We start from the raw sequence: 15,262 nt of genomic DNA, 5'->3' as shown, positions 1-15,262 counted from the left end.
AAGCTTCTTAATCGAAAACATTTATAAATAATATGGGTAAAATATTTAAAAAATTACCCATATTCTATAAATATGAGTAAAAACCAAACCTGCTCAAATAATACACAACCAATGTAACCCCTTCATAATAAAAATCTGCTACTATAATTTTATTACTCTATAAAAGGTTACAGATGAATCCAAAAGTATATGTAGTTGACACCAATGTTATTTTGCAAAATATGCAAAACATTTTTAACATCTCTGACAATGGGACAAACATTGTTGTAGTGCCTGAAACAGTGCTCATCGAGATGGAAGACAAAAAAAAGCTTATGAACGAGCTTGGTTACCAGTCACGTCAGTTTGCTAGGTATTTGCAAAATGCAAAGATCAAAGAAGTGGATCACAAACAAAACTGCAAGATCGTTAAACTCTACGATGAAAACAACGTGCAGCTACACATCATCTCAAAGGACAAGTACGAGAGTGAGATGCTTGAACACAACCTTGCCGAGAGCAACGACAAGCGCATCATCGAAGTAGCAGAACTTGCAAAAGAGTACTACAAAGGGCTCAAGGTTATCTTTCTTTCGATCGACATCTATGCAAGAACATTTGCTCTGTTTAAAAACATTAAAACAGAAACACTTCACGATGACAGATCAGATGTTCCAGAGTTTGAGTTTGTTAAGTCGATTAGTGTAGATTCGATCTATTTTAACTCTCTACACCTCCAAGATATCCGTGATCTTGATGAAAGCTACACTATACAAAACTTCTGTTATGAGTTTCACTCAGACGATGGCAACTCAAGGTATGGAATCGTAGCAAACTATAAGATACTTCTCATAGAAGAGTCAGACTTTCACCATCTTGCCATCCGCCCTCAAAACCTCAAACAAAAGTTTTTTCTCAAAGCTATTTTAGAAAATATGTATAACCTAATGGTGATCGATGCAAAAGCAGGAAGTGGAAAGACTTTGATGAGCATAGTGAGTGCTATGCGTTTGATCGACATTGGGCAGTATGAGAAGATCGTCTATGTAAGAAACTCGATCGAGTCGCTCGACAAAGGTGCAGATGTAGGTTATTTAGCTGGGAATGAAGAGAAGTTTCGCATCTACAATATGGCACTTTATGATACATTAGAATTTATCGCAAAGAAAAAACTTAAAAAGAATGAACACAGAGACAATCTTGAGTCGATCCAGTCAAAAACAGATGATCTTATAGAGCGTTACAACATAGAGATGTTATGGCCAGGGGAAGCTAGAGGGCGAACACTTAGCGGTGCAGTTGTGATCATGGATGAGTGGCAAAACTCTTCTGAAAATACTACGCAGTTGATTCTTTCTAGGCTAGATGAATCGTGTATGGGGATCGTCATAGGTTCTAACAGACAGATCGACAATCTCTACCTCAACAAGTACAACAATGGTCTAACAACTCTGTTAAAGCACACAAAGTTTGAACACCCAGAACTAAAGATGTTTGCTATCACACTTGATCGTGCTGTTAGAGGAAAATTTGCAGAGTTTACAGAGAGAATTTTTGAAAATAAAAAAAGGTAGTTTTTACTCAGCTACAGTGTAACGGTTTCGTCCATCTTCTTTACTTTTATACAGAGCTTCATCAGCTCGTGATATAAGTGAGTGTACCTCGACACCAGTTTGAGGTACAGCACTAACAACTCCCATAGAGAGTGTCACTTTTTTTAGTGGTGCTTGTAGATGTTCATACGAAGACTCAGTGATTTTTATTTGGATTTGCTCAGCTATCTCTTTAGCATTTTCTAAATCACCATCTATCAATACACAAAACTCCTCTCCACCATACCTACACAAAGTATCTGTCGCACGATGGAGCGTTAAGCCGATATCTTTTGCAACATTTATAAGACAACTATCTCCACCTTGGTGTCCGTAAAAATCGTTATATTTTTTAAAAAAGTCTATATCTATGATGATGAGTGACAAAGGGGTTTGACTACGCATCTTCTCTTTCCATAAACGCTCTACAAGTTGGTTAAAATAGCGTCTATTATAAACCTCTGTCAATCCATCTGTAATAGAGAGTTTTTCTAGTTTTTCATTTAACACTTCGAGCTCTTTTTTAGCTGAATTTAGTTCATCATAGTCTCGCTCTAGTTTATCTGTAAATATATTGAACTGTTCAACTAGTTCACCTACTTCATCTTGCGCATCGTGTTTGATTCTTTATGAGAAATCTGGGTTTTCATCTACCATATTGTGCACAGATTGTAAAAGTGCCCTTAGAGAATCCCGTGTTCGCAAAGAGATTATAGAAGTTAAAATGATGACCGTTACAAACGTTATAAGACCAAGTACAAATGCTGTATAGACAATCGATTTACGTTTTTCATTTGTAGTATCTATCGTTTGGTTAAAGAGGTTTATTTGGTAAGATTTAAAGTCACTAAATTCTTTATCACACTCCACTCTTGCTTGTTCAAAAGCGACTACTAAAGTGTCATCATATGAGTTGTCAGTATCTTCTTGAATCATTTGTTTAGATATTTTTAAAGAGAGAAAATAAAAATCATTTAAATCATCTGCCATCTCTTGAATCTCTTTTGAATTTTGCAGTGAATGAAACTTTTGAAGGCTTATAAGATTTTGCTCTATACTTGTTTTATTCTCTTGTGCCAATGAAAACCAACTAGCTTCATTTGCAGTAATGGCATCTTGAAACGACTTTTTCATAGTTTCTAAAAGGAGTAAATTTTTATCTGCTATTTGAAGTATAGGGAAGTGCTCTTTTCTGATGATATCAAAGTCTTCTCTACTCTTAGTATACTGTGCATATACATAAATCATATAAACTATAAAAAGCAATAGCGCAATCGTTGGAGGAATTATAATCTTATGAAAGATAGACAAACGTGAAAACATCAAAGACCACTTATAGTTAGTTTTTTTACAGCATCATCTACTTTGTTATCTTCGATATATGCTATCGCCCCAGGCGTTGTTCTGACATACTCAATGATCTCTTTTATAGTTTGCATCTGTTTTGGTGGTCGCCCAGTTCCAGTAAAGATCAAAGTTGCCCAGTATGAACGCAGTTCAACTTCACTCTTGTTTGCTATGATAGTATAAAAATGGGATTTTAACTTTGTTTTGGCAATCTCTACTGGTCTAGCTCTTGTACCATCGGGGAGTGTATTTGTTTTTGATAAAAATATTTTTTCAAGTTCACTTTTACTGATTTTATCTATCTCCATATTTGGATTAACAATTATCACAAACTCTGAAGCAAATGTCAGTACACTAAAAATGAGTAAGATTAGAAGAGCTTTCATCAGAACATCCAATCCAACACTAAAGTGTGTACATGATTCACAGCAGTATCACCACTTGTGTTTATCGTACTTACAGCACTAAAACCATTGTCAATTCGATCAAATTGATACTTGAGTGCAAAACCATTATATATATCATAACGACACCCTAACGCTAAACGTTTATCTCTTGTTTTTGATTCATCAAAAGCAGGTGCCATTGGTCCTTTAGCTACTGGATAATCCCTAAAAAATTTGGCACTATATAAAACAAACGGTTTAAACTTATCTATGCGGTAAGAGATCGACTGATATATCAAACGTTCATCTGGCATTTGCGAATTATATGCCAATGCAAAACCACCCATCAGGTTTAACTGGTCAATATCTACACTATACTCTATACTATACGCTTTTGCTTCTGATGAAATACTATCAACAACTCCACTGACTTTATGTGTATCTATCTGTTCATCAAGCTGTGAATAAGCGACATTTACCCAAAACCAATCATTTTGTACCTTCATAGAAGCTATAGCAATATTATCTGTTTGGAGTTCTATAGAAGTTATATCAGGATTTTTAGGTTTAGGCAATGTATCATCACTACGACCGTAATTCAACCGAAATGTGAAAGTGTACTGATCTAAATCCGTACTATATATAGCTTGAGCACCCTCCATAAACTCAAATCCACTCACACCATAAAAAGATAGCGTTGGATTTGCCCACGTTCTTGCGTAACCTACATAAGTTAGTTCGGTAGTTTGAAATATAGGGAGTCTAAATTTTCCAGCTCTAAACGTCAGGTTGTTGAGCATTTCATATTGTAAATATGCCCATTGCAGTGAGGTGTCCCAGTTGTCTTGTTCGCTATCTTTCATGATACCTTGTGCGGTGACTGAAAGAGAATCTAAAATGTCAACTTTACCTTGAAGTCCAATGATGTTATTTGTTTGGTAATCAAACTCATTTTTTTCTACTAAAGAGCTCTCAGCATAAGCACGATATAAAACATCATCTCTGTCATTTGTTGAAATTCCAAGTGTCCCAAAACCACTGAGATTCACACCATCTGTAAGTTCAGCTCCATACAGAGATATCCCTAACAACAAAAAAAGAGATATACGTAAAAATTTTAACTTCATCCTTCTACCTAAACACCACTTTGACCATTAGTTACAATTATACCCCAATAAATGTCATTCAAAAACATTTTTTTTCATTTTTCCATAAAGTGCTATAATGGAATTAGACAAATGCTAAGGCTTTTCATGAAAAAGATCATCATACTTTTAGTTATTCTTTTAAGTGTAGGAGCTGGGTACACTTATCTGAAACATTGTCATTACTTTTTCCTATAGTTGATTAGATAGTCATCTACAATTTTCAACTTCAAACTTTTGCTCCAACCTCTATAAATTTTAATTAGGATTTTAGTGGAGAGAACACTCCACCTTCAATCAAATTTGTAGTGTTTGGCATTGATAATTCTTTTTAGAAGCACAATTTGAGCATTGTTTAACTACAATGTTAGCGAAGTTTTATTAACTTTTCAGGAGCCAATTTCTTTAATTAAGTCACAAAACATATTTCTCTTGAAAGAGAAATATTAATTGATATTGATTATCAATTTAATTTTCATTAAAGCAACATACTGCTAAAATTTTTCAAAATGTCTGACTTTCAATTACAATCAGAAATAACACAAATTATAAAAAAAGAAGGAGGAAATATGTCAACATAAATTTAACCGAATTATTAAAAAATAAAAAACAAATACAAAAAGAGAGTAAAAAATGTTAAGCAAAAATTTATTAAAAAAATTGAACGAACAAGTCACTTTAGAATTTTATTCATCCAATTTATACCTACAAATGAGTTCGTGGTGTAATCACAAAGGTTTAGAAGGATCAGCAAAATTTCTAAGAGATCATGCTAATGATGAAATGTCACACATGCAAAAGATTTTTAGTTATGTCCAAGATACTGGAGCATTAGCGATTATTGATACTATTGAAAAACCTATTATTGCTTTTGAAAATCTTCTAGAGGTATTTGTTCAAACATATGAGCATGAGAAGATGATAACTTCCAAGATTAACGAACTGGTTGACATTGCATTGAGTGAAAAAGATTTTTCAACTTTTAACTTTTTACAATGGTATGTTGCAGAACAACATGAGGAAGAAAAGCTTTTCAAATCTATTTTAGACAAAATAGAAGTGATAGGTTTAGATGGAAGAGGATTGTTTATGATTGATAGAGAGATTGGCAACATCACAATCCACTAAATCAGCTTATTTATTTCCTTCCTATAAACTAATTTTTTAAAATTTCAACAGATCTACTATCTAAAAGTATGATAGTAGGTCGTCTAGTATTCCATACTATTTTAAATTACTCAAGCAACAAAACAGTTGTTATTGCCACATACAAAAATAATGACTGCAAAAACATAATTCTGATATATAATTTTAAAAAAAATCAGGTGGGAAATGTCAAGCCTTATTGTCAACGAGCGTGTGCTCAAACACTTTAACCTAAGTGCGAAGGAGACTATGGATCACTACCTTAAAATGGTGGACGTAGACCTTAGCGATTATACCTTTGCAGGTAATTATATTTGGCTTTCAAACTCAACTGGTTTTTACGCCATTGTCAACAATACTTTTTGTCTGTTTATACTCTCTAGCGGTGTACTTACAATGCTGTTGCCACCTCTTGGAAAACAAGAAGATACATATGATGCTATTTTAGAGTGTTTTGAGATTATGAACGCACATAATGAAGACAAAAGATACTCAAAAATAGAGTACGTTCATGAAAATATCTTAGAGGGATTTTTAGATTATCTTGAAGAGGGTACTGTTATCTTTGATATGCTCAAAGACTTCATTATAGAAAAAAAACTTGTTGATTATATCTACAAGACAGATGACTTGATAGACCTAAAAGGCAACCCGTACAAAGTCAAACGCAATGAGATCAACCGTTTTAAAAATGTATACCCAAACTATAGAATTGAGATACTCGATAAACAAGCTCACGGAGATAAAGTACTTGCTCTTTTTAACAAATGGGTCAGTGATAGAACAAGACATATGCCGCATGAAGATTCAGAGGTATTTTTAGATGGTATCTATTTTGAACGTTTTGCCATCAAAAGACTTGTAAATGACTATGACAAACTTGATCTCATCGGTATTGTCATCTACATCGATGATGAGCTTAAAGGTTTTACTGTAGGTGAGCGAATCAGTGAGAATACTTCAAGTGTCATTATTGAAAAAACAGACTTTGAGATTTTTGGCTGTGCACAGTTTATTTTCCGTGAATTTTCCAAAATACTCAAAGAGCGTTACGGGAGCGAATATATCAATGTAGGCGATGACATGGGATTTGAAAACCTCAAAAAAGTGAAGATGTCCTATAGACCAGATAAACTCATTCCAAAGTATACTATCTATCAAAAATGACAATCCGATCCGCTTCATTAGATGACATAGATGCGATTCAAGCAGTAGAAAATAACAATTTTACTGCACAAGATTTTAGACTCTCAAGAGCTTCCATCCGTTATCATCTCAAAAATAATCTTGTTTATGTTGTAGAAGTTAGTGGGGAGATAGTTGGCTATATCTTGTGGCTTGAGCGAAAAAATTACTTTCGTCTCTACTCTCTTGCCATATTAAAATCATTTCACTCACAAGGACTTGGCAAAGCACTTTTAGAATACTCCCTAAATATTTTAAGTGATAAAAAGCTCTCTTTAGAGGTAAAATTTACAAATAAAAAAGCGATAAGTTTATATGAAAAACTAGGGTTTAAAAAAGTAAAAACTTTACCCTCATACTATCCTAATAATGTTGATGGAATTTTAATGCTTTTTTCGTAAGTGAAGAGATGGGTACATTTTCAATAGAGGAGAGTTCATACCACTCGAAATCATCACTTTTTTCTTCAATTGTGTATAGATTTACAGTTAATCGATACTTCGTATAAGAGTGTTTAAAACTCCCTACAAAATTTTCCTCTATCGGATCAACACTCGGGAGTTCAAGCATATTTTTATACATAGGACCATTTGAAGTTTTGAGTGCAACTTTCCCATCTTTAACAAATAAGCCATAAAATAATTCTAATGTTTCATACTCTGTTTTTTTTGTTTGAGTATAAAGTTCTGGTTCCATTTTTCCTTGACATAAAACTTCTAAGGGACACTCTTTGCAATTTGGATTTTTTGGAGTACAAGCTATCGCACCCAAATCCATCAAAGCTAAGTTATGTTCCCTTGGGTTTTGGTAATTGAGAAAAAATTCTGCTTTTTGCCAAATCTCTTTTTCATTTGTTTGACTCAGTGCAAAAAACCGTTTAAGTACCCTTGCAATATTTGTATCAACAACTGGAACGCTTTGTTTGTATCCAAAACTACAGATTGCACTTGCAGTATAACGACCAATTCCAGGGAGTTTTACCAACTCTTTTTCACACATTGAGAGCCCATCTTTTGAGAGTTTTGCTGTTTTATGCAAATTTCTGGCACGAGAGTAATATCCAAGCCCACTCCACGATGCTAAAACCTCATCTTCACTAGCTTCTGCTAAAACACGTAAACTACTAAAACGCTCTAAAAATCGAGGATAGTACTCCTCTTGAACACGATTTACTTGCGTTTGTTGCAGCATAATCTCACTGAGATATATGTGGTAAATATCGTCAGTATTTCTCCACGGTAGATCGTGTCTACCATGTTTTTCATACCAAATCAGTAACTTTTCTCGTGTCTTTTTCAACTCTATAACCTTTTTTTTAGTGTAACACAAAATAAGTAAAGTTGACTTTCAAAGATTGAATGTGATAGAGTATCTCTTTTTTTAGGAGTTGTTATGCGAATTATCTTTTTTCTGTTTATTTTTACATACTCTATCTTTGCACACTCTTTTGTTTGGAAAGTGCAAAAGGGAGACTCGACTTTATATCTAGGTGGGACGATTCATTTACTGCGCCCAGCTGACTTTCCATTGCCCAAAGAGTTTGAACAAGCTTATAAAAAGTCTGATATATTAACATTTGAGACCGAGATGGGTAAACTTAACAATCTAGAGTTTCAACAACAAATGATGGGGAAAATGCTTTATACAGATAGTTCAACATTACAACAACATCTTTCTGCCAAGACATATAAAGCACTCAGCGAGTACTTTCAAAAAAATAACATTAACATACAAATGATGCAACAAATGCGTGCTTCAATGGTGGCAATGACTATCGAACAAATAGAACTTATGAAACTTGGAATAAGCCAAGATGGTGTAGATAGCTATTTTTACAAACAAGCCCTTAGCGATCAGAAACAAACTGATTATTTTGAAACATTAGAGGAACAACTAAGCATCATCTTAGATATAGGCAAAGAGGATGAAGATGCTTTTGTAAGATATACTTTAGAGAGTATGAAAGATATCAATGAGATGTTTATAAAAACCATAAAGTTTTGGAAAAATGGAGAAGAGCAAAAACTCTCAGACTTTTTGATACTTGAACTCAAACGTGAATCACCACAACTCTATAACAACCTCATTGTCAAACGAAACAAAGCTTGGTTACCAAAAATTCAACACTATCTCCAAACACAACAAACAGAGTTTGTACTTGTTGGTGCTGGGCACCTTATCGGTCCAGATGGTTTACTTGAAGCATTAAAACAAAAAGGGTATAGTGTTACAAAACTATAACTTGATCTCTTCCTTGTTTTTTTGCTTTATAAAGTGCTTTATCTGCCGTACTAAAAAGTGTATCTGCATCCATATTATGCGTGATTTGAGCTATTCCGAAACTTGCTGTAATATTTAAAGTTGCTATCTCAGTTTCTTTAATGATTATTCTTAGTTTTTCAGCAATAATAGCTGCTATATCATTTGATGTATGTACAATCAAAACAAACTCTTCACCACCCCATCGAAATGCCATATCTTCATTTCTAATATTCTCTTTTAAAAGTGATGCTAACTCTTTTAAAATCAAATCTCCAATATCATGACCATGAGTGTCGTTAATATTTTTAAAATGATCTATGTCAATGAGAATTAAAGAGAATGGTTTTTCATTTTTATGAAAACGCTCTATCTCCTCTTTGATAATCTCATTATATTTTCTTCTGTTAAACAGTCTTGTCAATGTATCTGTATATACTTTGGATTCTAACTGCTTCTCTTTTTCCATTTGTTGTGTGATGTCTTGACTAATACTCACATAATACAGAGGATTTCCATCATCATCCATAATCGTACTTATATCTTTTTTATCATAAAAGAGTGTGCCATCTTTTTTTCGACTTATGAAAATATCGCTAAATTTCCCTTTTTTCAAAATCGAATGCCACATCCTTTGGTAGAACTTTTTATTTTGTGCATCAGATTTTAAAATTCGTGAATGTTTTCCAATAAGTTCTTCTTTTCTATAACCTAGTTTTTCACTAAATGATTGATTGATATAAACAATAACCCCTTCTAAATCTGTCACTAAGATTAAATTTGTGGAGATGTCTACAATGGTACTCAGTAACTTATCGTGTTTTACATCAAGATTTTTTTTATCAATGATTTTTTGAAAAGAGATGTAACCTAAAATCTTCTCTTCTTTAGATTTAATAGGTATGATGGACCATTTCACAAAGTATGGTGTCTTGTTTTTTTTATAATTTGTAGTTTGACCTACAAAAGTTTTCCCTTTTTTGAGTTCTCTTTTTAACTCTTTTAAAATTTTGTAGTTTGATTCTTTACCTTGGAGTATTTTAGGATTTTGCCCAAGCATCTCCTCTTTTGAATAGCCTGTTGCACTACAAAAAGCTTCATTGACATAGATGATTTTAAGTCCCTCTTCCCAGTTTGCATCTGTCACTGCAACTGGATCAAAAGATGTTTCAAAAATCTCATATAAAGACTTTTGAGACATCCCTTTAAACAATGCTACAAACTGATCCATTACCATCCTGTCTATATTTTATAGGGATTATACAACTCTTTTAAAAAAGAGTTCTTAAACTTTTTAAGGCAAACATTTTTTTTATATTAACTCTCAGCAATACAAACTAAATTTCGTCCACTCTCTTTTGCTGTATAAAGTGCTCTATCTGCTTCTTTAAGGAGTTCATCTACATCCATTTTTCCAGCTGATGTTTGTGTCACTCCCATAGAAACTGTAAAATTAAAACTTCCGTTTTGTGCAACTTTCATTTGAGTTTTTTCTATTGTAGTGCGTAATCTTTGTGCAACTTGTAGAGCTTTTTCTATATCTGTTTGTGGTAAAACAACAGCAAACTCTTCACCACCAATACGCCCAACAATATCTACTTCACGTAATATCTTTGAACAAATTGTAGAAATTTTTTGTAAAACTCTATCCCCTATATTGTGTCCATATGTATCGTTAATACGCTTAAACCAATCTATATCAAACATTAGTAACGAGAGATGCCCACCATAACGATCCAATCGAGATAATTCATCTTCAAATTTTTCCATAAATGAACGTCTATTTGCTAAACCAGTTAAATAATCTGTATAAGCTCGTTTCTCTAACTCCTCTTGTGTGCGTTTGTTTTCAATAGCAATTGCAGCAAGATTTGTTGCAAAACCAATGCGTTCTTTATCGACACTATTTGGTTTTGAAGGTTTTTCATGATAAATTGCAAATGTTCCAAGAACTTGCCCTTCTGAGGAAACAATAGGCTCTGACCAACATGATCTTAAATTTGCTGCTTTTGCTAGGTTAGTATACCCTTGCCAATTTTCATGTGTCATAATATCTTCTACTATTACTCTTCTTTTTAAGTAAGCTGCACTTCCACAAGAACCTATTTTTGGACCTATTTCTATTCCATCAATTGCTTCAGCATAAAACTTTGGTAGACGTAAACTTGCACCATTATGGAGATGTTTCCCCTCTTCATCTAACAATAAAATACTACATATTGCACTTGGTTCTTCTGACTCAATTGCAAGTACAATCGTATGCAAAATATCTGGTAAAGGAGAACCTTTAGCAACTTTTTCAAGCATCTTATCATGTGCTTGATTTCTTTTTTCACTTTTCCAATGCGCTGTCATATCACTAAAGTTAACTAGTTGTTTTTCTCCAACATATGAAAAACCTATAATGACATGTTTTTGTGTCTTATCTTTACATGTGATATTTAACTCAACTTTGGGAATTTTCAAACCTTTTTTATGTGCCTCTTCTACAGCTGCATATTGCGGTTCAACTATTTTTTCTCGATACTCTTTATCTGGATACACTGTTGTGTACCAGGTATCAAGATCAGGGATATCTTCAAGCGTATAACCAAATAACTCTGTAAAATGCTCATTAACATACTCTATTTTTCCATTTTGATCTGACCACCCTACTCCAACTGGAGAATAGTTTAAAATATCTTCAAGTTGAATATGTTTTTGTGTGACAACTTGCAAATCTTGTTGTAAAAGTTTTTGACGCAAAGTTGCCAGTCCACTTGAAGCCAACATTTTAGCCATCCCAACTACACACTCCATAAGGGCTATCATCTCGTCATTTGAAATAATAGGGACACTGTTTATCGCTTCTATATATCTATTTTGATCGTAATCATATTTGTTTGCTTGTTCTTCAAAATAAGATAATAGAGGAGCTTCATTGAACACTTGACCCAAAAAGATAGTGGCTAACCTTTGCCCTTCTATAACAACAGGTGTCGCATAATCTAACAATCCATTTTGACACTTGGAAAAAGTTATCTCACCATCTTGAAGCCCATCCATCAGCTCTAAGTTGCTACTTATACAGTGTTGATTACTTAATGGATTGAGTCTATGAAAATGTGCACAAGCACTCACCCAGCCAACTTGAGAGATAATTTCACCATCTTCTGCTACCACACCACTTGGCACACCTGTGGCTTTAAAAAAACTCTCTAAAAGGGTTGTAAATGCTTCGTTATCAATAAGATCAATAAGTTTGTAGTTACTTATATCCACCTTGTTTAACATTACTAAACCCCTTTTTTACCTCTAATATAAGACTCTCTAATATCATACTACTTCAATTATATTTAATTGTATATAAAAGTAATATTTTGAAATAAAAAGTAGTATACTGTGTGTTGTCAACTTTTAACTCTAGACAATAATTTTGAATGATATAGTGATGAAAGGAACTTGAAAATGCAGTATAGTTTTATTCATGTTACAAACGAAGAGATTTTAGATAAAGTGCACCGTTTTAGATATAAAGTGATGCATGAAGAGTTCGGTTGGATTAGGAATGCTAATGATAAAAAAGAGAGAGATATCTACGACGATTATTGTGAGCAATTTGCTATTTTAAATGCTAATCAAGAGATATGTGCTAGTATGCGTTTAATCCACCATTCACCTATAGGGTATCCCACAGAAGATTTTTTAGACCTTTCACAAACACAATTTCAATATGATCGTGAAAAACTTTCTGAAATGTCTAGAATATTTATCGATTCAAAATACCGAAATATGCGCGATACTAAAATTTTTATTAGTAGTATTGTCAAAAGTCTTGCTTATGAAAAAATTAAAGAGTACGGTATTGAATATTGTTATGGTATGATGGAACCTAAATTTATCAAACTTGTAAATATGTTTAAAATTCCTTATAAACCTATAGCTGACTTACACTTAAGTTATGGTCGCTTCAGACAACCGAGTATGATGTATGTCAAAGAATTAGAGGAACAAAACCCTCAACTTGCAAAGTATTGGGATATACATAAAGAAATCTCTGTTTTACATCTTGATACAAATATTAAACCTGACCAAATTATAATTTAATCGTACTGCTTAATTACATATGAAAATAACAATTTCAAATAAAAAGTAGTATAATAGGTGTTGTTAGCTTTTGAATCGAAGCAATATTCTCAATTGTATAGTGACGAAAGGAGCTGTGAAATGCAATATAGTTTTATCCATGTTACAGATGAAGAGATTTTAGATAAAGTTCATCGTTTTAGATATAAAGTGATGCATGATGAGTTACACTGGATAGGTGTTAATGAAAGTTTTAAAGAGAGAGACCCCTATGATGACTACAGTGATCAATTTGCCATCTTAGATGTTGAGGAAAATATATGCACAACTTTGCGTTTAATCCACCATTCACCTATAGGATACCCTACAGAAAACTTTCTAGATCTGTCTCAAAAAAGATATCAATTTGATAGAACTAAACTTTCCGAAATGTCTAGAATATTTATAGATATGAAACACAGAAATATAAAAGAAACAAAGTTTTTCCTCACTACGATAACTAAAGTTTTAGTCTATCAAAAGCTCAAAGAACACAATATTGAGTTTTGTTATGGGATGATGGAACCAAAATTTATAAGACTTGTAAATATGTTTAAAATTCCTTACAAACCTATAGGTGATTTACAACGAAATTATGACAGAATGAAACACCCTAGTATGATGTATGTCAAGGACTTAGAGGAACAAAACCCTCATCTTCAAAAATTGTAAAAATACATTATTAATATTTATGTTAAAAATTATTTATAAAAATAGTTAATTCAGTGCATATAATCTTTCCTTTAGGTTATCTTAAAATATATAATTATAAAATGTAACCTATTTTCTGTCTGGAGAAATTGTGTGAAGCGTAGTTTTGTGTTAAATTTTTTGAGTAGTAGTTCACTTTTACTAGCTTGTTCTGTAAATTTAAATGCTCAAAGTGATGATATTTTAGCTTCAATAACACAAGATATGCAGTATTTTAACAGCGTTGCAACTATAACTAAACAGAACGAACATTATCAACCCTATATCATCTCTGTATTTAAAGGCAAAGAGTTAGAAGATTTAGGAGTCTCAAACCTTAAAGAAGCTCTGCAACTTGTCCCTGGCGTTGATATGGCTACAGATAACTTCAACAATCAAACACCAATTTTTCGTGGTTCAAATACACAAGCATATGGACAAACTAAACTATTTATTGATGATGTACTTGTCAACAATGTTTTTTCTGATTCCTATTCAGAATATCTTGGTATGCCAATTGAGATGATAAAACGTATCGAAGTAGTTAGAGGTCCTGGAAGTAAAACTAATGGTGTAAATGCGTATGCCGGTTCAATTAACATCATCACCTATGCAGAAGATTTTAAAGATTTTGAATCAAATGACAAAGTTGTTTTCAAGTATGGTTCATACGATTATAGAATGGCTGAATTTATTAAAAAGTTTCAAGCAGACAATTTTGATGCTACAATAGACTTTTATTATCAAGAGGATAATAAAGAACTTTATGCTGGACCTGATGGTTACTCGCAAGGTTCTATGAGTGGTTTTGGGCATGATAATACAGGACTTTCTCAAACAGGATATGCACCAGTTTGGATGCGAGACTACTCTTTAGGAGTAAATTTAAAATATTATGATTTTACACTTAAAGGTCGTATGTTAGAGCATACACAAGGGAGTGCATATGGGATTAATCTCTCTTTACCACAAGATAGCGATAGATTAAAAACACCAACTGGCTACATTGAATTAGGGTATGATAAGACTATAAATGATTTTGAAATTGATATAAAAGCAGGTGTAAAATTTGATACATTTGATTCAAAAGCAAAGTTAGCTCCTGATGGTCTTGAATTCATTGATTATTATCAATTTAGTACAAATCCATCTCATCCTATCAATGATGTTAACTTCACTAATGGTATGTATGGTGAGCATAAAGCACGACAACGAACATTGTACCAGTCATCTTATCTTACTTATAATGGATTTGATAATCATGCCATTACAACTGGATATAGAGTACTTCAAGAAAAAACTGTCAAGATGACCTCTAAACTCTCAAACTGGTCAACAGGAGATGCAGCTTTAGTTGATTATACAGAGACATTTCCATTCGTTGATAAAAATGCTAAACGTGACACTTATATATTTTCATTGCAAGATG

At 33.0% G+C, this 15,262-nt stretch carries 15 protein-coding genes; 8 read left to right on the top strand and 7 right to left on the bottom strand.

Features of this window, described 5'->3' with window-relative positions; translation table 11 throughout:
• Positions 1 to 173: 173 nt before the first annotated feature.
• Positions 174 to 1,553 (top strand): PhoH family protein, encoded by a 1,380-nt coding sequence (locus ACQY56_RS09025; RefSeq protein WP_428737924.1) that lies wholly within the window; start codon positions 174 to 176, stop codon positions 1,551 to 1,553.
• 3 nt (positions 1,554 to 1,556) lie between these two features.
• Here the strand turns inward: ACQY56_RS09025 and ACQY56_RS09020 are convergent, their stop codons facing one another.
• From ACQY56_RS09020 to ACQY56_RS09005, 4 genes are all read right to left on the bottom strand, one after another.
• A complete protein-coding gene (locus ACQY56_RS09020; protein WP_428737923.1) occupies positions 1,557 to 2,081 on the bottom strand; it encodes a GGDEF domain-containing protein in 525 nt (174 codons plus the stop codon).
• Positions 2,082 to 2,198: 117 nt separating this feature from the next.
• Complete coding sequence (locus tag ACQY56_RS09015) at positions 2,199 to 2,894, bottom strand: hypothetical protein (RefSeq protein ID WP_428737922.1); 696 nt, start codon at positions 2,892 to 2,894, stop codon at positions 2,199 to 2,201.
• Complete coding sequence (locus ACQY56_RS09010; protein WP_428737921.1) at positions 2,894 to 3,304, bottom strand: hypothetical protein; 411 nt, start codon at positions 3,302 to 3,304, stop codon at positions 2,894 to 2,896. The genes ACQY56_RS09015 and ACQY56_RS09010 overlap by 1 nt, the downstream gene beginning before the upstream one ends.
• A complete protein-coding gene (locus tag ACQY56_RS09005; protein ID WP_428737920.1) occupies positions 3,304 to 4,431 on the bottom strand; it encodes a hypothetical protein in 1,128 nt (375 codons plus the stop codon). The genes ACQY56_RS09010 and ACQY56_RS09005 overlap by 1 nt, the downstream gene beginning before the upstream one ends.
• 651 nt (positions 4,432 to 5,082) lie before the next feature.
• On the opposite strand from ACQY56_RS09005, the gene ftnA reads away from it, so the two are divergent.
• From ftnA to ACQY56_RS08990, 3 genes are all read left to right on the top strand, one after another.
• Entirely contained in the window at positions 5,083 to 5,577 is a 495-nt protein-coding gene (gene ftnA, locus ACQY56_RS09000; RefSeq protein ID WP_428737919.1) for a non-heme ferritin, read from the top strand.
• 204 nt (positions 5,578 to 5,781) lie between these two features.
• Positions 5,782 to 6,762 carry a DUF2156 domain-containing protein gene (locus ACQY56_RS08995; RefSeq protein ID WP_428739805.1) on the top strand — a complete coding sequence of 327 codons (981 nt, stop codon included), beginning with the start codon at positions 5,782 to 5,784 and terminating at the stop codon, positions 6,760 to 6,762.
• Entirely contained in the window at positions 6,759 to 7,181 is a 423-nt protein-coding gene (locus tag ACQY56_RS08990) for an N-acetyltransferase family protein (protein ID WP_428739545.1), read from the top strand. The genes ACQY56_RS08995 and ACQY56_RS08990 overlap by 4 nt, the downstream gene beginning before the upstream one ends.
• On the opposite strand, the gene ACQY56_RS08985 is transcribed toward ACQY56_RS08990, so the two are convergent.
• Positions 7,144 to 8,079: an A/G-specific adenine glycosylase gene (locus ACQY56_RS08985; protein WP_428739544.1), complete on the bottom strand. Its 936-nt coding sequence runs from the start codon at positions 8,077 to 8,079 to the stop codon at positions 7,144 to 7,146. The two genes, ACQY56_RS08990 and ACQY56_RS08985, sit on opposite strands and share 38 nt — an antisense overlap.
• A gap of 93 nt (positions 8,080 to 8,172) precedes the next feature.
• Here ACQY56_RS08985 and ACQY56_RS08980 point away from each other — a divergent pair, with 93 nt between their 5' ends.
• Positions 8,173 to 9,021 carry a TraB/GumN family protein gene (locus tag ACQY56_RS08980; RefSeq protein ID WP_428739543.1) on the top strand — a complete coding sequence of 283 codons (849 nt, stop codon included), beginning with the start codon at positions 8,173 to 8,175 and terminating at the stop codon, positions 9,019 to 9,021.
• Here ACQY56_RS08980 and ACQY56_RS08975 read toward each other — a convergent pair.
• Positions 9,008 to 10,270, bottom strand: coding sequence for a sensor domain-containing diguanylate cyclase (locus ACQY56_RS08975; protein WP_428739542.1), 1,263 nt, complete (start codon positions 10,268 to 10,270; stop codon positions 9,008 to 9,010). The genes ACQY56_RS08980 and ACQY56_RS08975 overlap by 14 nt on opposite strands.
• Positions 10,271 to 10,356: 86 nt before the next feature.
• Complete coding sequence (locus tag ACQY56_RS08970) at positions 10,357 to 12,312, bottom strand: diguanylate cyclase (protein ID WP_428739541.1); 1,956 nt, start codon at positions 12,310 to 12,312, stop codon at positions 10,357 to 10,359.
• A gap of 174 nt (positions 12,313 to 12,486) precedes the next feature.
• Here ACQY56_RS08970 and ACQY56_RS08965 point away from each other — a divergent pair, with 174 nt between their 5' ends.
• The 3 genes from ACQY56_RS08965 to ACQY56_RS08955 form a co-directional block, all read left to right on the top strand.
• Entirely contained in the window at positions 12,487 to 13,125 is a 639-nt protein-coding gene (locus ACQY56_RS08965; protein ID WP_428739540.1) for an acyl-homoserine-lactone synthase, read from the top strand.
• A gap of 120 nt (positions 13,126 to 13,245) precedes the next feature.
• On the top strand, positions 13,246 to 13,815 hold the full coding sequence (locus tag ACQY56_RS08960; protein ID WP_428739539.1) for an acyl-homoserine-lactone synthase: 570 nt from the start codon (positions 13,246 to 13,248) through the stop codon (positions 13,813 to 13,815).
• Between the two features lie 147 nt (positions 13,816 to 13,962).
• Positions 13,963 to 15,262, top strand: a 1,300-nt coding sequence (locus ACQY56_RS08955; RefSeq protein ID WP_428743751.1) for a TonB-dependent receptor, incomplete at its 3' end; no start/stop codon positions are given.

The sequence above is a fragment of the Sulfurimonas sp. genome (assembly GCF_050296975.1).
Lineage (GTDB): Bacteria > Campylobacterota > Campylobacteria > Campylobacterales > Sulfurimonadaceae > Sulfurimonas.
This window is presented reverse-complemented; position numbering and strand designations above follow the sequence as displayed.

Excerpts from the sequence above, each read along its gene's own strand:
- ACQY56_RS08960 (WP_428739539.1), top strand. The coding sequence starts at position 13,246 with ATGCAATATAGTTTTATCCATGTTACAGATGAAGAGATTTTAGATAAA.
- ACQY56_RS09005 (WP_428737920.1), bottom strand. The coding sequence starts at position 4,431 with ATGAAGTTAAAATTTTTACGTATATCTCTTTTTTTGTTGTTAGGGATA.
- ACQY56_RS08975 (WP_428739542.1), bottom strand. The coding sequence starts at position 10,270 with ATGGATCAGTTTGTAGCATTGTTTAAAGGGATGTCTCAAAAGTCTTTA.
- ACQY56_RS08965 (WP_428739540.1), top strand. The coding sequence starts at position 12,487 with ATGCAGTATAGTTTTATTCATGTTACAAACGAAGAGATTTTAGATAAA.
- ACQY56_RS08990 (WP_428739545.1), top strand. The coding sequence starts at position 6,759 with ATGACAATCCGATCCGCTTCATTAGATGACATAGATGCGATTCAAGCA.
- ACQY56_RS08995 (WP_428739805.1), top strand. The coding sequence starts at position 5,782 with ATGTCAAGCCTTATTGTCAACGAGCGTGTGCTCAAACACTTTAACCTA.
- ACQY56_RS09015 (WP_428737922.1), bottom strand. The coding sequence starts at position 2,894 with ATGTTTTCACGTTTGTCTATCTTTCATAAGATTATAATTCCTCCAACG.
- ACQY56_RS08980 (WP_428739543.1), top strand. The coding sequence starts at position 8,173 with ATGCGAATTATCTTTTTTCTGTTTATTTTTACATACTCTATCTTTGCA.
- ACQY56_RS09025 (WP_428737924.1), top strand. The coding sequence starts at position 174 with ATGAATCCAAAAGTATATGTAGTTGACACCAATGTTATTTTGCAAAAT.
- ACQY56_RS09010 (WP_428737921.1), bottom strand. The coding sequence starts at position 3,304 with ATGAAAGCTCTTCTAATCTTACTCATTTTTAGTGTACTGACATTTGCT.
- ACQY56_RS08970 (WP_428739541.1), bottom strand. The coding sequence starts at position 12,312 with ATGTTAAACAAGGTGGATATAAGTAACTACAAACTTATTGATCTTATT.
- ftnA (WP_428737919.1), top strand. The coding sequence starts at position 5,083 with ATGTTAAGCAAAAATTTATTAAAAAAATTGAACGAACAAGTCACTTTA.